The following is a 21,523-nucleotide window of genomic DNA, read 5'->3' as shown; positions in this document are numbered from 1 at the left end:
AATTTGCGTGCTGTTTTTAATTGGCTGGGCATGTGGCCAGATAGTGGTTTTCACCCACAAGTTTCCGGTTAATATTGAAAGGCTGTCTTACCGGGCCCCAACCCGGTATCCAGAGGCGTTAAGGTCCAGTAAGCCTCATCTAGCATGTTAACAATACTGAAGCAGCGGTGTTTTTTTGGTTGTACTACGTGAGTCACTTTATGTCGCTTTATAAAGTTGTGGGTACCGGCTCAAGGCTGGCAGAGCCTACCTCGCGAGCATTGCGAGTGCTTTGGTTACGACAGTTTGAGGTGAGTAAAAAAATCATAGGTATTAACTGTTGTGGTCACGGGGTTTCGGATAAGTAAAAAACACTTTCTGGAATGACATTATGTTTTTTGGCTTTGTGGCAGGCATAAAAAAGGCCGGTAAAAACCGGCCTTTTCTGTTGCTGCTATAAAGGATTATTCATCCAAGAAGCTGCGCAGGTGATCCGAACGCGAAGGATGGCGTAGCTTGCGCAAGGCCTTGGCTTCGATTTGGCGTATACGTTCACGGGTTACGTCAAACTGCTTGCCCACTTCTTCTAAGGTGTGGTCGGTGTTCATGCCTATGCCAAAGCGCATGCGTAGCACTTTTGCTTCACGGGCAGTTAGGCCAGACAGCACATCTTTGGTGGCTTCTTTTAAGCCTTCACCGGTAGCCGAGTCTATGGGCTGATCTATGGTGGTGTCTTCGATAAAGTCACCTAAGTGCGAATCTTCATCATCACCAATAGGGGTTTCCATAGAGATAGGTTCTTTGGCTATTTTTAACACCTTGCGAACTTTATCTTCGGGTAAGTCCATGCGCTCGCCTAATTCTTCAGGCGTAGGCTCACGGCCCATCTCTTGTAGCATTTGCCTAGAGATACGGTTCAGCTTGTTGATCGTCTCTATCATGTGCACCGGTATGCGTATGGTGCGCGCTTGGTCGGCAATAGAGCGAGTAATGGCTTGGCGTATCCACCAGGTGGCGTAGGTAGAGAATTTATAACCGCGACGGTATTCAAATTTATCTACCGCTTTCATTAAGCCTATGTTGCCTTCTTGGATTAGATCCAGGAATTGTAAGCCGCGGTTGGTATATTTTTTGGCGATAGAAATTACCAAGCGCAGGTTGGCTTCAACCATTTCTTTTTTGGCGCGACGGGCGCGGGCTTCGCCCATAGACATGCGGCGATTGATTTCGCGTATGTCAGGTATGGTGAGCTCGGTTTGCTCTTCGACTTGGGCAATTTTACGCTGTTGGCGTAAAACTTCATGCCTGACTTCGGCGAGCTTCTCAGCAAGATCTGGCTGCGCAGCCATTTGTGAATCTAACCATTCAAAGTTGGTTTCGTTACCTTGAAAAGATTTGATAAAAGTACGTCTTTCCATTTTGGATTGTTTAACACATAGGCGGGCGATTTCTTTTTCGCTGCTGCGTATAACATTAAATTTAGAGCGTACGCGTATGGTCAGTGGGTCAAAAGTACGCGGCGTCAGTTTTAAAAACTTGAATAGCTCGGCGACTTTTTGCAGCTCTTTGGCTGACTCTTTGCTGTAGCGGCCATGTTTTTCTATGGCTTTTTCTAATTTGTTATGGGCTTTGCGTATAGCCTTAAAACGTCTTTCGGCCTCGACGGGGTCGGGACCCGAGGGCTCGTCGTCGTCATCGCTGGTGGTAGTGCTGGCTGCGGCTGCGGCTTGCGCGTTAGCGGGGGCAACAACGTCGGCGGGCTCTAGGTAACCGGTAAGTATATCGGCTAAGCGGCGCTCTTCGGTGGCAACCCTGTCGTAATCATTGATGATGTCTTGCACCGAACCTGGGTAGTAGGTCAGTGCTGCCATGATGTCGCGTATGCCTTCTTCGATGCGTTTGGCTATAGCAATTTCGCCTTCGCGGGTCAGCAACTCAACGGTGCCCATCTCGCGCATATACATGCGTACGGGGTCGGTGGTGCGGCCAGCTTCGGTTTCTACGGCAGCTAAGGCCGCCGCTGCTTCAGCAGAGGCAATGTCATCAGGCGAGTCACCTTCGGCCAGAATTAAGTCATCGGCATCAGGCGCGTTTTCAAACACTTGTATGCCCATGTCGTTGATCATCTGGATGATGTCTTCGACCTGATCTGGGTCAGAGATGTCTTCAGGAAGGTGGTCGTTAACCTCAGCGTAAGTCAGGTAGCCCTGCTCTTTACCTTTGGCAATAAGGTCCTTCAGGCGAGACTGTTTGTTAGCGGTTCCGCTCATAGTTGATCTTTCACTTGTGATTCGTGGACGAAAGGAAGCCCGGTATTATAGTGGCAAACCCTGCTCTATGCCAGCGAGAATGCAGGCTAGAAGCGGTTTACACAAGTTTTTCTAGTGGATTAAGTGCTGATTGCTTGATTATTAACTGTGCTTTTGCGCGAGTAATTGCTTTAGCTGCTCTTTATCCTCTGTACTCAGATCAGCGTAGTTGGTGGCTAGTAATTTGTCGACCTGTTGGTCTAGGTGAATATGGCTATTGTTTCGCAATATATGCTTAATGGTGTCACTGAGCTCTTGTTCGGGGTTTTCGGCGCTGCCTTGGTTGCCAAAAATTTGTGCTTGGTTTAGCGCCTCTTCAATCAAACCTTTCCAGGGCTGCTGTTGCCAGTTGGCCAAAATCATATAGGTGGTGGAGTCGGGGCGTTTTTGGGTGAGGGTAATAATATCACGCAGCAGTTGCAGCTCTAGCTGCTCGCAGTCGATGGTAAACTCAGGTAATTGCGCGCCCACCTTGGGGTAAAGAATCAGTAAGCCTATGGCATAGAGTACCGGTGCGCGGTGTATGTTGGCCTTGGGTGGTAGCGGTGTGCGTTGTTTGGGGTGGCTGCCTTGCGGCTGTTTTTTATCGCCTTCATGGTTGCGCTCGCCGTTGGGTTGAGGGGAGGCATCTCTAACTTTAGGTTTAGGTTGCTGGGCGATAATTTCTAGCAGTTTGTCTTCGGNCAGGCCTGTGCGCTGGGCGAGGGAGCCCATCATTAGGCTTTTGAATACGCCTTGTGGCAGTTGCGCGATTAGCGGCGCCGCCAGTTTGCTCATGCGGGCGCGGCCCTCTAGTGAGCTGATGTCTATATCCTGCGCTAAGTGGTCGAACAGGTAGTTTTCCAGTGGGTCGGCTTTGTCGATAAGGCGCTTAAATTCATTGCAGCCCACCTTGCGCACCAAGCTGTCGGGGTCTTCGCCCTGTGGCAAAAATAAAAACTTGGCTTGGCGGCCGTCTTCCATCACCGGCAGGGCCGACTCTAGGGCGCGGATGGCGGCCTTGCGGCCAGCCTCGTCACCGTCAAAGCAAAACACCACTTCCGGGCACTGTCTAAAAATGCGCTTGATGTGGTCGGTGCTGGTGGCGGTGCCTAGGGTGGCCACAGCATAGCCTATGCCGTGCTGGGCGAGTGCCACCACATCCATATAGCCTTCAACGACTATCAGTTGCTGTAGTTGGCGGTTGTTTTTACGCGCTTGGTAAAGGCCGTAGAGTTCGCGGCCCTTATGGAATACGGGGGTTTCTGGGGAGTTGAGGTATTTGGGTTTGTCGTCGCCTAATACCCGGCCGCCAAAGGCTATGACGCGGCCGCGGTTGTCGTGTATGGGGAACATAATGCGGTCGCGGAAACGGTCGTAGCATTTGTTCTCTTCGGGTTTTTCTATCAGCATGCCGCCGTCTATGAGCAGCTGTTTGTCGTCGTCTTTGCTGCCTAGGGTGGTGAGCAGGTTGTCCCAGCCGGGGGCGGCGTAGCCTATGCCAAAGTCGCGGGCTATTTCGCCGCTGAGGCCGCGACTTTTTAGGTAGTCCACTACGCGGGAGCGGTTGGGATGCTCTTTGAGCAGGCGCTGGTAATGGCTGGCGGCTTTTTCCAGCAGGGTGTAAATATTGCGTTTGAGTTGTGGTTCTTCTTGAAATACCGAGGCTTCGCGGGGGATTTCTAGCCCGGCCATGTCGGCTAGGGTTTCTATGCAGCGCGGAAATTCCAGGCGCTCATAATCCATCAAAAAACCGATCATGTTGCCGCCGGCGCCACAGCCAAAGCAGTGGTAAAACTGCTTTTCTTGGTTGACGCTAAACGAGGGGGTTTTCTCGTCGTGGAAGGGGCAGCAGGCCATGTAATTGCGGCCGCTTTTTTTCAGTTTTACGCGCCGGTCTATCACCTCAACAATGTCGAGGCGATCCAGTAAATCGTCGATAAAACTTTCGGGTATGCGTCCGGCCATGGTGGGGAAGTCTACAGAGGATAGTCGCTAGTTCCTAGATGTCAGTCGCTAGAATTCTAGATTCTATTGCGGGCTTCTAGGGGGCAGGGTGTCGTGATGTGAAATTATTTTGGGGTGGTAGCCTTTTCTAGAGACTAGAGACTACGTACTAGCGACTGCTAGCTAAAAGCTAGCTTTGATTAGCTTACTCACAGCACCCATATCAGCACGGCCTTGTAGCTTGGGCTTTAGCACGCCCATCACTTTGCCCATGTCTTGCATGCCGGCGGCGCCCGTGCTGGCAATAGCGTCGGTGATGAGGATTTTTATCTCGTCTTCACTGAGTTGCGCGGGCAGAAACTCTTGGATGATCAGCATTTCCGCTTGTTCAATCTCTGCGAGATCGATGCGGTCACCATCGGTGAACTGCTGTATAGAGTCACGGCGTTGCTTGCACATTTTATCTAGCACGGCCAATAGGCGTGCGTCGTCGACGTCTATGCGCTCATCAACTTCTATGCGTTTGACCTCGGCCTGTATAGACCGAATAGTTGTCAGGCGCTGTTTAGCCTTGGCCCTCATGGCCGCTTTCATTTCGTCTTTAATACGAGCTTTAAGCGTTTGCTCAGTCATCGTATGGCCAGCCTTTTTAAAAGTGTGGGCGGTACAGTGCTAAAAAACCTACCCCAAACCAAGTGGCCTAGGGGTGTTTACAACTATCAACGATAGTTAAGCAGTTGCTTAATATAAACGCTGGTGCTTTTTGCTTTCGCGAGAAACTTTTTTAGCGTGACGCTTAACAGCAGCGGCAGCTTTACGCTTACGTACTGATGTAGGCTTCTCGTAAAATTCACGACGACGTACTTCGGCTAAAACGCCGGCTTTTTCACAAGAGCGCTTGAAGCGACGTAGAGCGATATCGAATGGCTCGTTTTCTTTTAACTTAACTGAAGGCATTTGGCCTACCTATGTCTGTGTTGATATGAAATTCGTATTGCACGCGGTTAGTGCTTAACCACCCAATGCAAGGGGGCGGCATTATATTCGGAAGGTGAATAAAATGCAAAGCCTAATGATCTACTAACGCTGAGCTAGGCGCCGCGGGCAGTGAAAAGGGCCTTTGGCCTAGGAAATAGGCATTTGGGCCGGGAAAATAGCCTTTTCCCTGAAGGTGCTGGCTTGGGGGCAGTATAGCCAGTATCATTCGCGGCACTAGCGTTTTAGCGTATTAAGGCGCTATTCCGTCATATTAAACACGGTATTGAGGCCTGTAATGCGTGTATTGGGTATAGAAACCTCCTGTGATGAAACCGGCATAGCCTTGTACGACAGCGAGCAGGGCCTGTTGGCAGAAGCCTTGTACAGCCAAATTGAAATACATGCCGAATACGGTGGCGTGGTGCCAGAGCTGGCTTCGCGTGATCATATACGCAAAACCTTACCGTTAATTGAGCAGGTGTTAGTCGAAGCCGGGCTAGGCCGTAGCGACATCGATGCCGTGGCTTATACCTCAGGCCCCGGATTGGTGGGCGCTTTAATGGTAGGGGCCATGATAGGCCGAGGCTTAGCCTATGCCTTGCAGGTGCCTGCCATAGGCGTGCACCACATGGAGGGCCACTTGCTAGCCCCCATGTTGGAAGATCACCCCCCCGAGTTCCCGTTTATTGCCTTATTAGTGTCCGGCGGCCACACCCAATTAGTGCGGGTGGACGGTATCGGCCAATATAAATTATTGGGTGAATCTCTCGATGACGCTGCCGGTGAAGCCTTTGATAAAGCGGCCAAAATGTTGGGCTTAACCTACCCCGGTGGCCCTATGGTGGCTAAGTTGGCAGAGCAGGGTGATAACAGCCGTTTTGAGTTCCCCCGCCCCATGGTGAAGCATCCAGGGTTGGATTTCAGTTTTAGTGGCTTAAAAACATTTACCCTAAACACGGTGAACAAACATAAAAATGAACAGGGCGAGCTGGATGCACAAACTCAGGCAGATATCGCCTGTGCCTTTCAGCAGGCGGTGGTCAGCACCTTGGTCATTAAGTGTAAGCGTGCACTGCAGCAAGAAGACTTAAAGCGATTGGTGATAGCCGGTGGCGTCAGTGCCAATAAAAAACTGCGTGCCGATTTAGCCACTGCGCTGGCAAAAATTAAAGCGCAGGTGTTTTATGCGCGGCCAGAGTTTTGTACCGATAACGGCGCCATGATTGCCTACGCCGGTTGCCAGCGTTTGGTGGCTGGGCAACAAGATGGTTTGGCGGTAAAAACACGACCACGCTGGCCTATGGACCAACTCAGCGCTATTTAATTACCTAGCTATTTACCTATTTATTAAACTACCAACCTACAGTGCAAGTAACAGGATTCAATATGGATATCATTTATATACGCGACTTATGTATAGAAACCACCATCGGTATTTATGATTGGGAACGTGAAATTAAACAAACCGTTAGCTTGAATGTAGAAATGGGCCACGACATACGTCAAGCGGCGGCCACTGACGACATTGCGCACACCTTAAACTACAAGGCAGTGGCCAAGCGCTTAATTGCATTTATTGAGGCCAGCGAATTTTTATTGGTAGAAACCATGGCCGAGCAGTGCGCACAAATTATACGCGAAGAGTTTAAAGTGCCTTGGCTTAAGCTGCAGGTTAGCAAGCCCGGCGCGGTGCGTGGCTCCAGAGATGTGGGTGTCATTATCGAGCGAGGCGAACGCTAACATGTCACAAGTATTTGTGAGCATAGGCAGCAACACTCATCGCTACCACCACATAGCTTCTTCGTTAGATGCGCTGCAGCACTACTTTGGTGAGCTGATCATTTCACCCGTGTATGAAAGCGTAGCGGTAGGTTTTGAGGGTGATAATTTTCTCAACCTAGTGGTCGGTTTTGAAAGTGTTTACTCGGTGGGTGAGTTGCAGGCCTTGCTCAAACAAATAGAAGATGATTATGGCCGCAAGCGCGGCGGCCCTAAATTTAGCTCGCGTACGCTGGATATCGATATACTCACCGTCGATGATATGGTGGGCGACGTTGATGGTGTGCTACTGCCTCGCACTGAAATTTTAGACAATGCCTTTGTGCTATTACCGCTATACAACATAGCCCCGAATCAGCTACACCCCACGACGCATAAAAGCTATCAGCAACTGTGGCAGCAATATGATCAGGCTAGCCAAAAATTATGGCCGGTAGATTTTGAATGGAATGAAACGAAGCTGTAAGCCATAAGCTGCAAGCTATAAGAGTGTTTTTTCTTGATGCTTGCCTCTTGCGGCTTACCTCTTGTAGTTATCAGCGCCAAAGGCGCTGATAACTACATTCCCAAACTACGCCCGCCATCTACGCTAATAATTTGCCCGGTAATATAGGGCGCGTCTTTGATTAAAAACAACACCGTATTAGCGATATCTTCTGGGCAGCCGCTGCGGCCCAAGGGGATTTTTTGGGTGATTTGTTGTTTTTCTTTATCGCTGAGTACGCTTGCGCCCTGTTGCTCTGGCCAGAGTATGGCACCGGGGGCGACGCCGTTGACGCGTACGGGGGGTAGGTCTTTGGCTAGAGTTTGCGTCATCATGGCCAGCGCTGCTTTTGCCATGCAATACAGGCTGTGTTCTTTTAAGGGTTTTTGTGCGTGTATGTCGACGATGTTGACGATACAGCCTTTATTTTTTTGTAGGTACGGTGCCGCGGCCTGACTAAAAAAAAATGCACCTTTCACATTACTGTTGAATAAATCATCCCATTGTTGCTCACTAGCATTGGCTATGGGCGTGGGGTAAAAACTAGAGGCATTGTTAACCAGTGCGTCTAAGCGGCCCCATTGTAAGGCGGCCTGTTCGATTACGTTTTTAATAGCGTTGTGGTTATCTAAAGATGCGGCAAGGCTAATGGCTGAGTTACGGCGGCCTGTATTTAACTCATTACAAAGGTCTGTGGCCTGCTGTTTTGAGCTTTTGTAATGAACAACAATATTAAAACCTTGTGCGTGCAAGGCTTTGCATATTACTGCGCCTATGCGCTGGGCGCCGCCGGTGATAAGGGCTACGGGAGGGTTGTTCATGGCGCTGTCTCGCTAAGCATATTGCTAACTATGGCTAATCGTTGTTGCTGTATAGCTTGGGCTATATCTTTACCGCTGAGGCCCTGCGCCGCTAGCGCTTTGGCATCAACCGATAGGCATAGTGTTAAAGCCTGCTTGAGTTTATAGGCTTGGTTATGGCTGTTTATTTGTTGGCAGCAATGTAAAAAATCAGCAAAGCGTTGTCCGCGTCTATAGCCATCGCAGTGTTGTAGTAACAGTAATATTTGCTCGGCGCTGAGTTGTTCGGCAAGTACTAAGTCGGCGTGTTGTTGTAGTAATTGGCAAAGCTCAGAAACTTCGTTAGGTACTTTTATACTTTTAAGTTGCTTGAGTAAGTTGGTGCTTTCAGCTTGATAAAACAGCAAGGCAAACAGCTGGCTGCTATTGCAGGTTTTACGTGCCTGTTGCAGGCGCTGCACACTTTGCGGCGTTAGCGCGGGCATAGTGGGGTAGAGTTGCTGCAGGGCACCGCAGTGTTGCAGGCATAAAAAATATTGCTCTGGCGACTGCTCGTGCAAGGCTTTCTCGGTTTCTACCCAAATACGTTCGCGGCTAAGCTGGGTTAATTCACCGCTATCACTAAGCTGCTGCATGAGTTGCAGGGTTTCATCGGCAACCGTAAAACCTAGGTGATAGTAGCGCGCTAAAAATCGGGCGGTGCGTAAAACGCGCAAAGGGTCTTCGGCAAAGGCGGTCGACACGTGGCGCAGTTTTTTAGCGGCTATATCTTGCTGGCCATTGTAAGGGTCTATGATGTTGCCTTGCTCATCTTGAGCGATGGCATTTATGCTTAGATCGCGTCGCAGCAGGTCGTCTTCCAAGCTAACATCGGGGGCGCTGTAGCAGGCAAAGCCGGTATAGCCCTGGCCGTTTTTGCGCTCAGTGCGCGCCAGCGCATATTCCTCTTTTGTTTTCGGGTGTAAAAAAACCGGAAAGTCTTTGCCCACCTGTTGGTAGCCTTGGGCTAGTAGTTGTTGTGGGGTGCCACCGACGACCACCCAATCACGTTCGTGAAAGGGATAACCCAATAAAGTATCGCGTACGGCGCCGCCGACTAAGTAAATTTTCATGGGGGATAGTTTACAGTCGCTGGTCTATAGTCGCTAGCTTTATGCTTGGCTTATTCCTTGAGGATAAAAAACTGGCAATAAAAAAGGGCGCCGTAGCGCCCTTTGAATGCTGTTTTAAGTTTAGAAGCTCTTACGTACGGTTACACCAACGGTGCGGGGTTGATTAGTACGGAAGCCTAAACGTGCTTTACCGCCACGTTCTCTATCAAAAGATTGATTTACATTTTCATCGGCGACGTTATTAACGTAAACAACGGTTTCCCATTCACCATTAATTAATCCAGCGCTTACGTTAAGCAGTTCGTAGGATTCAAGCTCTAGATCTACAGACGTTGTTTCATCACCTACTGCGCCGCCGAAAGTATAGCCGTGGGTAAAATTACCTGCACCAGCGACTTGATCGCTAGGTTGGGTGTAGCGTTCACCCACATGCTGAATCGTTGCTGAGACAAAGGCTTCTGCGCCAGAAACTAAGGCATCGGCAGCAAAGTAATAACTTGCTGTTGCGGCAATTTGAAACTCTGGAACAGAGGCTAAGCTGTTACCGTCTTTAACGCCACCAAGAACATTGCCGTCACCATCCTTAACCGTAGAGTCGAATTCTGATTCAATGTAGCTTGTAGCGACCGTGAGCTCTAAGCCTTCCATGGGCTGAGCTTTTAATTCAAGCTCTATACCCACAGTATGTGCATCGGGTACGTTGAATGAAATACGTGAAGAGCAAGATCCTGCATCGAGGGTAACTTGAAGATCTTCAATGTCGGCATAAAATGCAGCGGCATTGAAGGTCATTGAACTACCAACTTTAGATTTAACACCGACTTCATAGTTGGTCAGTGTTTCATCGTCATAGGCTTGGAATCCACCAAAAGTGGCTAAGTCGTTTCCTTCGCAAAGACTTTCATTAAGTGGGTCGTTGACACCGCCAAGGCGGAAGCCTTGAGATATTTGGGTGTTGAAGGTGGTGTCGTCATTAAGGTCGTAGCTGGCCATTATGCGTGAGGTAAAACCATCGGAAGCTGTTTTTTCACTGCTTACAGGGTCGGCGTTAGAAAAGATGCCGCCAGTAGAGTGTTTACGTGACTCTTCGTAGTCATAAAAGCGTGTGCCCAATGTTAGTTGTAGCTGATCGCTAATCTCGTATGAGGCTTCACCAAAAATTGCGGTTTGTTCCAGCGTGTAAGATAGATCGGCACTATAGGGGGAGTTGGCAGGGAAGCCGTTTGCTACTGCCAAGTAAGTACCCGTGGGTAATGGTAGATTTGCCTCGATGAGGCTGCCGTAAGCATCATAGCCTGGAGTGGGTAGCCTTTGGGTGTATGAGCGGTCAGTGTCGGCATAAAAGACACCAGCAACCCACTGTAGCGGGCTATCATTGGTAGAGCTCAAGCGCAGCTCTTGGGTTGTTTGCTCTACATCCGTTGTGTCACGAAGGTTGGATGGTAGCAAAATGCCTGCGTCTGGCAGGCCAAAATCGGCCGAAACACTGCCGGTTAAGGCGCTAGCATCACGACTTACTAAAATGTCGCGTTCGGTATAACTGGTTATGGATGTTAGATCGAAGTTTTCAAAGCTGTAATTAACGACTAAATCGGTAACTAGGGTCTCATCAGAAAAACTTTCGTCTAGGAGTAAATACTGCTCTCGCTCATCTAACTGAATAGCTGGTCGAGTTGTGGTGTATGGATTGGCATAGAGGTTATAAACTTCTTGGCGGTTGTTGCCGTCGGCTTCTATTTCTTGGTAAACAACCCGAGGTGTTATCGCTAATTTCTCAGAAGGTTGAAACTTAACGGTGATACGCGTACCGCTACGCGTACCGGAGTTAACGTCTTCTTTTTTGCTGCCACCTTCACCTAGGGCGTCAATGTAACCCGCGTATTCGGTGTGGTAGCCTACAGCGCGAACGGCAACAGTGTCTGATAAGGGAACATTAATGGCGCCTTTTAAATGGCCGCCTTCTTCACCGTCAGTTACCGTATGTAAGTCCGCCTCGAGCAGGCCTTCTACGTCATCGAAGTTTGGCTGGTTAGTAATGTAGCGTAGTGTGCCGCCAACTGAGCCTGAACCAAACAAGGTTCCCTGGGGGCCGCGCAGTGTCTCTACTCGATTCAGGTCGAATAGGTCAAAGTCTGGCGTGAACAGTGAAAGTGATATAACTGACTCGTCAAGATAGACGCCTACCTGTTCTTTAACACCTGGCTGGTCACGAACGATTTGACCTGCTGAAACACCTCGTATCGCCACTTGGCTTTGGCCGGGGCCTAAATTTTGGATGCTTAGGCCTGCAATATTTCTAGATAAGTCTTCTAGGCCTCCAGCGCCAGAGCGTTGTATATCTGCCTGCGATTGCGCGTTAATTGAGAAAGGTATGTCTTGGATGGACACGCTGCGCTTAGTGGCCGTGACCATCACCTCTTCCAGTGCTGGTGCCGCATAGCTTACACTGCTGACGGCGGTGGCAATTAAGGTGGGGAGTAGTGCTTTGTTGATATTGAGTTTTCGCATGATGCTGTCTCCGGGCTATAGAGCTTATTATGATTGTTATGGCTAAAAGCGGTGTTTATTGTTGTTTTGTGGTGCAATCACTCAGCTAAGATTAGTAGTGGCTAACTTAGCCTGCAAGTTTGTGTGCATATATTTATTTAGAGGTGCTAAATGACGTTAACGCAGTGGTCATCTTTGCTGTTGGTGTGTGCTTTAGGGGCGGCTATGCCTGGTCCCAGCTTGGCGGTGGTGGTGCAAAACACGCTGCGCGGTGGTTTTTCTCAGGGGGCGGTGACGGCGCTATTTCATGCCTTGGGGGTGGGGGTTTATGCGCTGCTGACGGTGACCGGGCTGGCGGTATTGATGTTGGCTATGCCTACGGTGTTTTGGCTGATTAAAATAGCCGGGGCCTTATATCTAATCTATCTAGGCTTCAATGTGTTGCGGGCTGCCAATAGCCCTCAATCCGGTGAGCAGCCGCGCCAGCAGGCAACTGTTAGTAGCGCTAGGGAAGGTTTTTTTATCGCCTTTTTAAACCCCAAGCTGCTGATATTTTTTACCGCCTTATTTAGCCAGTTTTTACATGCTGATTTAACTTGGCTGCACAAAGGCATCTTAGTGGCTACGGTTACAGTAGTGGATGGCCTGTGGTATTGCCTAGTGGCGTTATTATCAAGCCAAGGGTTTATGCAGCAGCGTTTTGCTGAGCATACGGTTTGGCTGCAGCGCTTATTTGCTGCGGTGTTAGTGTTGGTGGGGTTGAGGTTGATTTTTTTCAGTCTCTAGTTAGAAAAGTCACTAGTTGATAGTCTCTAGTCGCTAGATGAACGGCAGAAAGCAGTTGACAGCGGCTAGTCGCTAGTAAAGATTTTAGGAACTAGGAACTAGGAACTAGGAACTAGGAACTAGGAACTAGGAACTAGAGACTGGTCTTCCCCACAATCACAGATTTCTATTTGTTGTGTTTCTAAGTTCATTAATGACATATGCCCTTTCCAGGCGCAGCCGGTGTCTAGGGCAAAAATATTATCGCTGTTGGTTTTTCCTTGTAGCGCTGCCCAGTGGCCAAAGATGATTTGTTGTTGCTGAGTGCTGCGCAGTGGGTGGCTAAACCACGGGTGAAAGTTTGCCGGGGCGATATTGCTTTTGTTGTTTAAATCTAACTCGCCTTGAGGGCCGCAGTAGCGCATGCGGGTAAAATAATTGGTGATGGTGCGGTAGCGCGGCCAGCCCTGTAAATCCTGTTGCCAGCCCGCTGGGTTGTTGCCATACATATGCTTAAAAAATTCGATGGCCTTATCGCTTTGTAAAATCTGCTCTACTTCGCGTGCGTAGCCTTCGGCCTCGGCTATAGACCACTGCGGTGCAATGCCGGCGTGGCTCATGCAGTAATCGCCGCAGGGGTCGCGGTGCATTAACGGCTGCTGAATTAACCAAGCCACTAACGCATCCCGGTCGGGGGCCTGTAATAATTCATCCAGAGTATCGTGAGGTCTAGGGGTAGAAGTACCATAGGCGATGGCTAAAAAATGTAAGTCGTGGTTGCCCAAGACTATGCGGGTGCAGTCGCCCAAAGATTTTAAAAAACGTAGCGTCGCTAAAGATTCGGGGCCGCGGTTGATTAAGTCACCCACCAGCCAGAGTTGATCCTGTTGCGGCTTAAAATCCACCCTTTGCAGCAAACACTGCAGAGGTTTTAAACAGCCTTGTAGATCGCCTACAGCGTAGCGGGTCATAGTGTGCTCATCTGTTTTACAGTTTTGGGCTATTTAATGTAGCGCCGAGGGGTGTATCAGTGAAAAGGTGGCGACAGGGGCCTCAAATAATTCTCCGCTGGCGCTAATCATTTGGTAGCTGCCTTCCATCGTGCCGGCTGCGGTTTCTAAAAGAGCACCGCTGGTGTACTGGTAGCTCTCGCCGGGGGCGATGGTGGGCTGTTGCCCGACTACGCCTTCGCCGCGCACTTCCTGCACGCGGTTGTCGCTGTCGGTAATCAACCAGTGGCGGCTTAATAGCTGTACGTTTTCATCGCCATCATTTTTAATGGTGATGGTATAAGAGAAGGCATAGCGTTGGTGTTTAGGGGCTGATTGCTCCGCTAAAAAGGCCGTGGCTACGTCTATAACAATAGGGTGTGAACTGGGGGTGGCGGTCATAGTATTAACTTATTGCGTTGCTGAGCCGAACAAATTCTTCCAGGCTGAGAGTTTCAGGCCTGGCGCTGGGGTCTATACCTAAAGCCTCTATATCGGCCTCGCTAAACAATTGTTTAAGCGAGTTGCGTAAAGTTTTACGTCGCATATTAAACGTGGTGCGTAGTACGCTATCGAGTTTGCTTAGGTCCTTGGCGACATGGGGCAGTTCTTGGTGCGGCGTGAGCCGCACTATCGCCGACTGCACCTTGGGCTTGGGGTCAAAGGATTCAGGCGGTACTTCAAACAGCATTTCTACCTTGCAATAGTATTGGCACATGATGCCTAGGCGGCCGTAGTTTTTAGTACTGGGTTGTGCCGACATACGCTGTACCACTTCCAGCTGCAGCATAAAATGCATGTCTTTAATCAGGTGCTGATGAGTTAGCAGGTGAAAGATTAACGGTGTAGAAATATTATAGGGCAGGTTGCCTACTATGCGCAGTTGCTCATCGTTTTTTTGCAGTGAGGCAAAATCAAAGGCCAGTGCGTCACCTTGGTGCAGAGTGAAGTGCGCCTCGTCGGCAAAGCGCTGCTGCAGTATGGGCACTAAGTCGCGATCTAGCTCTATGGCATCCAGCGGTGCGCCGGCGGCTAATAGCTCGTCGGTTAAGGCGCCTTGGCCGGGGCCTATTTCTACCAGGTGATCATTAGGTCCAGCTTTAATAGAGCGCGCTATACGATGAATAATCCCATGGTCGGTTAAAAAGTTTTGGCCGAAGCGTTTTCTGGCGCGATGCTCTGTCATATAAAGGTATCAGTGTTAGGTGTAGTTGTAAGGTATTAGGCTTTAGCTTTTAATGGCGCAGGCTTAGCGCTTAGCATTGGTGGCCATGCTAATGGCATAGTTAAGCGCAGTTTGTAAGCTGCCGCCATCGGCTTTGCCGGTGCCGGCTAAATCTAAGGCGGTGCCGTGGTCTACCGAGGTACGAATTATCGGCAGCCCTAGGGTGATATTTACCGCTTGGCCAAAGCCCTTGTATTTAAGTACGGGCAGGCCTTGGTCGTGATACATCGCTAGCACGGCGTCGCAGTGCTGCAGGTATTTTTCGTTAAAGGCGGTGTCGGCGGGCAGTGGCCCCTGTAAGTTTATGCCCTCTGCGCGCAGCTGTTGCAGGCAGGGTTCTATGATGTCTATTTCTTCACGGCCCATGTGGCCGCTTTCGCCCGCGTGGGGATTAAGCCCCAGCACGATAATGCGCGGCTGGTCGATGCCAAATTGCTGCTGTAAGTCGCGGTGCAAGATACGGGTAACGCTGCTCACTAGCTCGCCGGTGATGGCAGCAGGTACGGCGCTGAGCGGTAAATGGGTGGTGACTAGGGCGACTCGTAGCCCTTCGGTGGCCAGCATCATCACCACTTGTGGTGTATTGGTCTGCTGGGCTAAAAATTCGGTGTGGCCGCTAAAGGCGATGCCGGCATCGTTAATCACGCCCTTATGCACGGGGGCGGTGACCATAGCGGCAAAGTCTTTGTTTACGCAGCCATCGATAGCGGCTTGTAAAGTGTCTAACACATAGCTGGCATTGGCCGGGTTGAGTTGCTGCGCCTGACAGGGCTGGCGCAGTGCTATGGGCATAACACACAGTTCTCCGGCTACACTGCACTGTACTGGCGCATCGGCATCGAACAGCCGTATGCGCAGCGGCAGTTGTAATTGCTGGGCGCGTTGCTGCAGCAGCTCGGGGTCGGCAATGACCACTAACTCTATATTTAGCGTTTGCTGTGCGAGTTGCACGCAGAGGTCGGGGCCTATGCCGGCAGGTTCGCCGGCGGTTAATGCTATGCGTAGAGTCATGGTGGGCTGCGGTTTATCTGTTTAGATGTTTATTTGCTTACTTGTAGTCAACGTAGGCTTCGTCGCGAATTTGTTGTAGCCAAATTTGTAGTTCGTCTTTAAATTTACGATCGTGCAAGTGGTTACCTGCAATACGGCGACGCATGTCCTCGGTAACGTCTTTGTCGCGACGCCCTAATACTTGCAGTATATGCCAGCCGTATTGGCTGCGAAAAGCGGGGCTGACACCGTCAATTTTGGTGCTGTCCATGGCCTTTTGAAACTCGGGTACTAACTGGCCGGGGTTGGTCCACGACAGGTCACCGCCTTCGCTGGCTGAGCCTATGTCTTCAGAAAATTCACGGGCCAGTTCGGCAAAATCTTCACCGTTGAGTATGCGTTGGCGCAGGGCTTTGACTTCGGCTTCGGTAGCTTTGTCGTCACGTATGGCTGAAGGTTTTAATAAAATGTGTCTGGCCTGGGTTTGCGGAATAATTTCGCCGTCGCCGCGCTTGCTAAGCAGTTGCACGATGTGAAAGCCACTGGCGTTGCGTATGGGGTCGGCAACTTGGCCTTGATCTAAGGTGGTAGCCGACTCGGTTAAAAAATCGGGTAAGTCATCCAGTTTGCGCCAGCCTAAGTCGCTGCTATTAATATTGTAAGGGCCGCCATCACCTACCACTTTGTTAAATTCAGCGCCCTTGCGGACTTTTTGAGTCAGCGTATAGGCATATTCTTGGGCTTTAATTTCTTGTGCTTGGCCGGCGTCGCTGGCCAGTGGAATTAGCGCATGTAAAAAGCGGTACTCGGGGGCGGTGAGTTTTCTGCCTTCTTCTGAGCTTAGGTAGTTTTCGATTTCCTGATCGCTAATTTGGATGCGACGGCTGACGTTGCCGCTTTGCACGCGTTGTATTAATAGATCTTTACGAATTTGTTCTCGCACCGCGATATAAGAGCGGCCTTCTTTTTCTAGCATGGTTTTAAACTGCGCCACAGTTACGCGGTTTTGTTGCGCGATGCGGCCCAGTGTTTCGTTGAGTTGTTCGTCGCTAATACGCACGCCGGCGCGGTAGGCCATTTGCAGTTGTATGCTTTCTAAAACCAACTGATCCAGTATTTGCCGCTGCAGTTCTTTATCGTCGGGCAGGGCTTGCTGGGTGCCGTCAAAGTTAGCCTTGACCGATTCGTAACGCTCGCGGTATTCGCTGGCTAAAATAACATCGTCATCAACGATGGCGATAATGCGGTCCAATGTTATGGGGGTGCTGATAACGGCCTCTGAGCCTTGGCTATAACTCAGGCTTGCTAGGCTGAATAAACCGCCTAGTAACAAAGGGCGCAAGAGGGTACTGGCTAATGTTTTTTTATTCACGTTCTTCATATCCTAAAATGCTTTCCTGTAGTAGACGTATGGCCTTGTTGCCTATGCCACCCAAGCCTTTTAATTGAAACTGTAAAACTATTTTATGATCGCGGTCGGTATCCAGAGTGTTGCTGGCGTTGGATTTTTTGACCGCGCGCTGGTAAACAATGCGGGTTAGCCAGCAGCAGTCTTGATATTCTATGCCGATGAGGTCCTCTAGTGAACGGTCTTCGGCGACATCGTATTGAAATCTAGCCATGGCCTGCCATCTATCGTTAAGGGCTATGACTGTGGATATGTCGGCTTGTTCCAGTGCTTCTATGCTGCTGGTGGCTGGATCTTCGCGGCGAAAACGGTAGCCCACATTTAATAGTGTCTTGTCATTGTTGTATTGGCTGCTAACCGCAAACTCATCCATTTTGTCTTGGCGTGTGTCCCACAGGCTGGTGCTATTTAACCAGAAATTGGTGTGGGGTTGGTAACGTATCTCGGTGGCGAGCTGCGAGTTGTCTTGGCTGAGGGGGCTGTTGCTGAGGTCTTCCTGTATGCGCCTGTCCTGCCAGTAAAAGGTTTGCCCCACGCTTAGGGTGAGAGTTTCCAAGCCACTTTTTTGATCGATATAGCGGCTGGTGACGCCCACTGAGGTTTGGTTGGCGTCGTCTAAACGGTCGTGGCCGATAAAGCGGCTGTCTCTGAATAATTGGTTGTAGCTAAAGCTTAGCGCCTTGCTATCAAAGTCAGGTTGCTGGCTTTGCTCTTCGTAGTCGCTGTATAAATGGTAAAGGCGAGGCTCTAGAGTTTGCTTGTAGCTGCTATCACTGAGGCTGAAGGGGCGTTCAAAAATCAGGCCCATGTCCAGCGAGCCTGAGGCTACGGTGGCTTCGGGGCTATCCTCTTCGCTAGCTTGCAATCCGTCTAGTTGGTAACTGACGTGTCGTATTTTGGTGCTGGGGATAATAAAGCCCGGCGCCCAACGCATAGGGAAGCTAACCCCGGCTTCGGCGTAACGGCGCTGGCCGCTGTCAAAGCTGCCGCCTTTTTCTTTCGATTCTTCATGATCAAATTCGGTGAATTGTAGCGACAGCGAGTAATCGGGGCTGAAGTTTACGCCCTGGCTTTGATTGCTCAGGCTGATTTGCGGCAGGCGCTTATAGGGTGCGTTATAAACAGCGTCTAAGCTTTGATGCTCTTGCACCAGCACTTGCCCGCGCCAGTATTGCGAGTGGAAGTTGACGGTGCCGGTTTGGGCTAAATGGTTTTGCCTTTGGGTGTTAATGCTGTCGAAGCTAAAATCGCGTAAATAGTCGCTGTCGCTGGCCTTGCTGTAGTCTATGCGGTGGCTCCAGTACTCGCCTATGCGGCCGCGTTCCTGAATATTACCCAGCCAGCGCTTGTCGCCGTCTAGTTCATCGTCATTGAGCTGTGCCCCGGCTAAGGTCCAGAAGCTGTATTCATTTAAATAGCGGGTTTCAGCTTCCAGCATATTACCGTGTGAGCCTACCTTACGCGGGGTAAGAGTGGCGTCAACGTTGGGGGCAATATTGAGATAATAGGGCAGGGATAAATCCAAGCTGCCATTGTTGCTGGCGATGGTGGGCCATAAAAAGCCGGTTTTTCTGCGCTTATCTATGGGGAAGCTGAGGTAGGGGCTGTAAAACACCGGTATATCTTTTACTCGCAGTACTACATCTTCGGCGCTGCCCCAGCCGGTGGCCTGATCTAGCTCTAATTGCCCTGCGCTAATCACCCACACTTCATCGTCAGGGGTGCATTGGGTGTAGCGTGCGCCGCTAAAGGTAAAACTGAATTCGCTGGGGTGCTCGGCTTGGTCGGCGCTAATACGCAAGCCGGTATCGTGATTGAGTATATGGGCGTTGCTAAAAGACCCTAGGCCGTTATTGGTATTAATTTGGCCGGCATCACAGCGTAGCAATACCCCGGGCTCGCGCACTTCTACATGGCCTTTGAGGTTGAGTATGTTGCTAAGACGATTAAGGGTAGCGCTGTCGGCGCTAATTCGACGTTGGCCTTTGCTTATTATCACTTCACCATTGAGCTCTACCAAGTCGTCAGTCATCAATGACTGGTTGGCGCCCGCGTGTAAGGAGGCCTCTTCAGGCGGTAGCTGGGCATCGGGCCAATCGGCTATAGGCTCTACGTAAGCGCCTTTACAACCGGTGCCCATCTGGCAGCGTTGTTGGTCGTTGAGCTCTTGTTCGGGTAGCCAGTCCCAGGCTGAATAATCGTTAGCCATGGCGGGGTTGATGCTGGCGCATAGGGTAAGGGCGGTCGCTAAAGTGGTTGGGCGAAAAAGCGACGTAGTTGTGGGATTTACTGCGGCCATAGAGTGTATTTAATTTACCGGCGATAACAGCACGGGCTGGGTTGGCAATAACAAGCTCGGCAATAACAAGCTCTGTGATGGAAGTGGGCATAATAAAGCATTCCGTTATAAATTGCCTGCTTGCTGCCGGCTTCTATTAGCTTGGAGGATTTATCTTGCGGTGGTTTCAGTTATAGTGACGCCATTAGCGTCAGTAAGGTTCTATTAATCAGCAGCGTGTGGTGAGTGAGTGTCAGTAAAAGATCAGCGACAGCAAGCTTTAGAGCAGTGGGCCAGTAGCCAATTAGGGGAGTCAGTAACAGGCCTGCCTGCCTCTGGCGATGCTAGTTTTCGGCGTTATTTTCGTTATCAATTAGCTGATCAGCGCAGCATTATTGGTATGGATGCCCCCCCCGGTACCGAGAACAACCCCGCTTTTATCGATGTGGCTCAGCGTTTAGCACAGGCCGGGCTGACCGTGCCCGACATCATTGCCTATGATGAGGCTCAAGGTTTTTTACTGCTTAGCGATTTAGGCTTACACACCTATTTGCAGGCTATCAATGAGCATAATGCCGAGCCGCTAATGGCTGCGGCGGTTACTGCCTTAGTCCGCATGCAGGCCCATACTCGCAGCGACGGTTTGCCGCTTTATGATGAAGCCTTATTACGCAGAGAGTTGGCGCTATTCCCACAGTGGTATATTGAGCGCCACTTAGGCCAGCAGTTAGATGCGAACCAGCGGGAGGAAATAAGCAGTTTATTGGCGTCTTTAACCGAGCAGCTGCTGACTAACATCACGGCTCAAGGCCAGGTATTTGTACACCGCGATTATATGCCCCGCAATCTGATGTGCAGTAGTGATGACTGTAGTAATGTCGCCAGTCCCGCCATTATAGACTTTCAAGACGCGGTCTATGGCCCGGTAAGTTACGACCCCATCTGCCTGTTTAAGGATGCCTTTATTAGCTGGCCGGAAGCACAGTTAGAGGCTTGGTTACAGCAATACTGGCAACAGGCCGTGGCTGCGCAATTGCCGGTGCCGCCTCTGTTTGCCGATTTCTTGACAGACTGTGACTATATGGCGGTGCAGCGCCATCTTAAGGTGCTAGGGGTTTTTGCCCGCATCCATTACCGCGATGGCAAGCCCCAATATTTACAAGACGCCCCCCGATTCATCCAATATTTACTCACCATCAGTGCGCGCAGGCCAGAGCTGGCAGGCTTAGCTCGTTTGTTAGCACTGTTAGCGCCTGTGCACAGCAAGGAGCACAGTGCATGAAGGCGATGATTTTAGCGGCAGGTTTGGGCAAGCGCATGCGGCCGCTCACCAATCATGTGCCTAAGCCTTTATTGTTAGTTGCCGGCAAGCCGCTGATTGAATATCACATAGAGCGTTTAGTGGCCGCAGGCATACAGGACATAGTCATCAACCACGCCTATTTGGGCGAGCAAATTGAACAATGCTTAGGTGATGGCTCGCGTTGGGGCGCGAATATTAGCTACTCCCGCGAGGGAGAGCCTTTAGAAACCGGCGGCGGTATATTCAAAGCCTTACCGCTTTTGGGTGATCAACCCTTCTTGGTGGTGAATAGCGATGTGTGGACCTATTATCCCTTGCAACAGATATTTCTACGCCAAGCTGCCGGCAGAATGAAGCTGGCGCATTTAGTGCTAAGCCCTAACCCCGTGCACAATCCCGAGGGTGACTTTATATTATTGCCCAGCGAGCATGTGGTGGAGCAGGGCGAGGGCCAGGATAAAGGTCAGGCGCTGACCTTTACGGGCCTAAGTTTATTACACCCCAATCTATTTAATGGTTGCGAGCCGGGTAGCTTCCCCTTGCGTGGTCTGTTGACCGAAGCCATGCAAGCGGGGCAGGTGAGTGGTGAGTGCTATAGCGGCCAGTGGGTGGATGTAGGCACGCCGCAGCGTTTGCTGGAACTGGATCAGCAGCTGCGGGCAGAGGGTGCTTGCTCTAACTTATAATAGCGTGGCTTTAGCGGGTCCTTCC

The 21,523-nt window shown here is 50.4% G+C and carries 20 protein-coding genes; 6 read left to right on the top strand and 14 right to left on the bottom strand.

The annotated features are described in order from the left end of the window. Window positions 1-443 precede the first annotated feature (443 nt). From rpoD to rpsU, 4 genes are all read right to left on the bottom strand, one after another. Window positions 444-2,249, bottom strand: coding sequence for an RNA polymerase sigma factor RpoD (gene rpoD / locus B067_RS0101325; protein ID WP_019528244.1), 1,806 nt, complete (start codon window positions 2,247-2,249; stop codon window positions 444-446). Window positions 2,250-2,390: 141 nt separating this feature from the next. Further along, window positions 2,391-4,235 (bottom strand): DNA primase, encoded by a 1,845-nt coding sequence (dnaG, locus tag B067_RS0101320; RefSeq protein ID WP_019528243.1) that lies wholly within the window; start codon window positions 4,233-4,235, stop codon window positions 2,391-2,393. A 162-nt stretch (window positions 4,236-4,397) separates the two neighbouring features. After that, window positions 4,398-4,847 carry a GatB/YqeY domain-containing protein gene (locus B067_RS0101315; protein WP_019528242.1) on the bottom strand — a complete coding sequence of 150 codons (450 nt, stop codon included), beginning with the start codon at window positions 4,845-4,847 and terminating at the stop codon, window positions 4,398-4,400. Window positions 4,848-4,955: 108 nt separating this feature from the next. Continuing rightward, complete coding sequence (gene rpsU, locus B067_RS0101310; RefSeq protein WP_019528241.1) at window positions 4,956-5,171, bottom strand: 30S ribosomal protein S21; 216 nt, start codon at window positions 5,169-5,171, stop codon at window positions 4,956-4,958. 316 nt (window positions 5,172-5,487) lie between these two features. Here rpsU and tsaD point away from each other — a divergent pair, with 316 nt between their 5' ends. The 3 genes from tsaD to folK all read left to right on the top strand — a co-directional run bounded on the left by tsaD (window position 5,488) and on the right by folK (window position 7,437). Beyond that, window positions 5,488-6,516 (top strand): tRNA (adenosine(37)-N6)-threonylcarbamoyltransferase complex transferase subunit TsaD, encoded by a 1,029-nt coding sequence (tsaD, locus tag B067_RS0101300; protein ID WP_019528239.1) that lies wholly within the window; start codon window positions 5,488-5,490, stop codon window positions 6,514-6,516. A gap of 62 nt (window positions 6,517-6,578) precedes the next feature. Then, window positions 6,579-6,932, top strand: coding sequence for a dihydroneopterin aldolase (gene folB / locus B067_RS0101295; RefSeq protein WP_019528238.1), 354 nt, complete (start codon window positions 6,579-6,581; stop codon window positions 6,930-6,932). A 1-nt stretch (window position 6,933) separates the two neighbouring features. Beyond that, complete coding sequence (gene folK / locus B067_RS0101290) at window positions 6,934-7,437, top strand: 2-amino-4-hydroxy-6-hydroxymethyldihydropteridine diphosphokinase (RefSeq protein WP_019528237.1); 504 nt, start codon at window positions 6,934-6,936, stop codon at window positions 7,435-7,437. A gap of 92 nt (window positions 7,438-7,529) precedes the next feature. On the opposite strand, the gene B067_RS0101285 is transcribed toward folK, so the two are convergent. The 3 genes from B067_RS0101285 to B067_RS0101275 form a co-directional block, all read right to left on the bottom strand. Beyond that, on the bottom strand, window positions 7,530-8,276 hold the full coding sequence (locus B067_RS0101285; protein WP_019528236.1) for a pteridine reductase: 747 nt from the start codon (window positions 8,274-8,276) through the stop codon (window positions 7,530-7,532). Continuing rightward, entirely contained in the window at window positions 8,273-9,367 is a 1,095-nt protein-coding gene (locus tag B067_RS0101280; RefSeq protein WP_019528235.1) for a tRNA nucleotidyltransferase/poly(A) polymerase-related protein, read from the bottom strand. Before B067_RS0101280 ends, B067_RS0101285 begins: the two co-directional genes overlap by 4 nt. Before the next feature lie 120 nt (window positions 9,368-9,487). Next, window positions 9,488-11,875 carry a TonB-dependent receptor gene (locus tag B067_RS0101275; RefSeq protein WP_019528234.1) on the bottom strand — a complete coding sequence of 796 codons (2,388 nt, stop codon included), beginning with the start codon at window positions 11,873-11,875 and terminating at the stop codon, window positions 9,488-9,490. 150 nt (window positions 11,876-12,025) lie between these two features. Here B067_RS0101275 and B067_RS0101270 point away from each other — a divergent pair, with 150 nt between their 5' ends. After that, window positions 12,026-12,640, top strand: coding sequence for a LysE family translocator (locus B067_RS0101270; RefSeq protein ID WP_019528233.1), 615 nt, complete (start codon window positions 12,026-12,028; stop codon window positions 12,638-12,640). Between the two features lie 119 nt (window positions 12,641-12,759). Here the strand turns inward: B067_RS0101270 and B067_RS0101265 are convergent, their stop codons facing one another. The 7 genes from B067_RS0101265 to B067_RS21930 all read right to left on the bottom strand — a co-directional run bounded on the left by B067_RS0101265 (window position 12,760) and on the right by B067_RS21930 (window position 19,621). Continuing rightward, complete coding sequence (locus B067_RS0101265; RefSeq protein ID WP_019528232.1) at window positions 12,760-13,590, bottom strand: symmetrical bis(5'-nucleosyl)-tetraphosphatase; 831 nt, start codon at window positions 13,588-13,590, stop codon at window positions 12,760-12,762. Window positions 13,591-13,623: 33 nt separating this feature from the next. Then, window positions 13,624-14,010, bottom strand: a complete 387-nt coding sequence (gene apaG, locus B067_RS0101260) for a Co2+/Mg2+ efflux protein ApaG (RefSeq protein ID WP_019528231.1) — start codon at window positions 14,008-14,010, stop codon at window positions 13,624-13,626. A gap of 4 nt (window positions 14,011-14,014) precedes the next feature. Next, a complete protein-coding gene (gene rsmA, locus B067_RS0101255; RefSeq protein ID WP_019528230.1) occupies window positions 14,015-14,794 on the bottom strand; it encodes a 16S rRNA (adenine(1518)-N(6)/adenine(1519)-N(6))-dimethyltransferase RsmA in 780 nt (259 codons plus the stop codon). A gap of 63 nt (window positions 14,795-14,857) precedes the next feature. Then, the gene (gene pdxA / locus B067_RS0101250) at window positions 14,858-15,844 is read right to left on the bottom strand and encodes a 4-hydroxythreonine-4-phosphate dehydrogenase PdxA (RefSeq protein WP_019528229.1); all 987 of its coding nucleotides are present in this window, start codon (window positions 15,842-15,844) and stop codon (window positions 14,858-14,860) included. A gap of 37 nt (window positions 15,845-15,881) precedes the next feature. Next, window positions 15,882-17,204 (bottom strand): peptidylprolyl isomerase, encoded by a 1,323-nt coding sequence (locus B067_RS0101245; protein ID WP_035801142.1) that lies wholly within the window; start codon window positions 17,202-17,204, stop codon window positions 15,882-15,884. Then, window positions 17,188-19,440 carry an LPS-assembly protein LptD gene (locus B067_RS0101240; protein WP_019528227.1) on the bottom strand — a complete coding sequence of 751 codons (2,253 nt, stop codon included), beginning with the start codon at window positions 19,438-19,440 and terminating at the stop codon, window positions 17,188-17,190. Before B067_RS0101240 ends, B067_RS0101245 begins: the two co-directional genes overlap by 17 nt. Then, window positions 19,433-19,621: a hypothetical protein gene (locus tag B067_RS21930; RefSeq protein ID WP_019528226.1), complete on the bottom strand. Its 189-nt coding sequence runs from the start codon at window positions 19,619-19,621 to the stop codon at window positions 19,433-19,435. The genes B067_RS0101240 and B067_RS21930 overlap by 8 nt, the downstream gene beginning before the upstream one ends. 138 nt (window positions 19,622-19,759) lie before the next feature. Here B067_RS21930 and B067_RS0101230 point away from each other — a divergent pair, with 138 nt between their 5' ends. Continuing rightward, window positions 19,760-20,791, top strand: a complete 1,032-nt coding sequence (locus B067_RS0101230; protein ID WP_019528225.1) for an aminoglycoside phosphotransferase family protein — start codon at window positions 19,760-19,762, stop codon at window positions 20,789-20,791. Continuing rightward, entirely contained in the window at window positions 20,788-21,498 is a 711-nt protein-coding gene (murU, locus tag B067_RS0101225; RefSeq protein WP_019528224.1) for an N-acetylmuramate alpha-1-phosphate uridylyltransferase MurU, read from the top strand. The genes B067_RS0101230 and murU overlap by 4 nt, the downstream gene beginning before the upstream one ends. Window positions 21,499-21,523: the final 25 nt, after the last annotated feature.

It is taken from the genome of Dasania marina DSM 21967, from assembly GCF_000373485.1.
GTDB classification, from domain to species: domain Bacteria; phylum Pseudomonadota; class Gammaproteobacteria; order Pseudomonadales; family Dasaniaceae; genus Dasania; species Dasania marina.
This window is presented reverse-complemented; position numbering and strand designations above follow the sequence as displayed.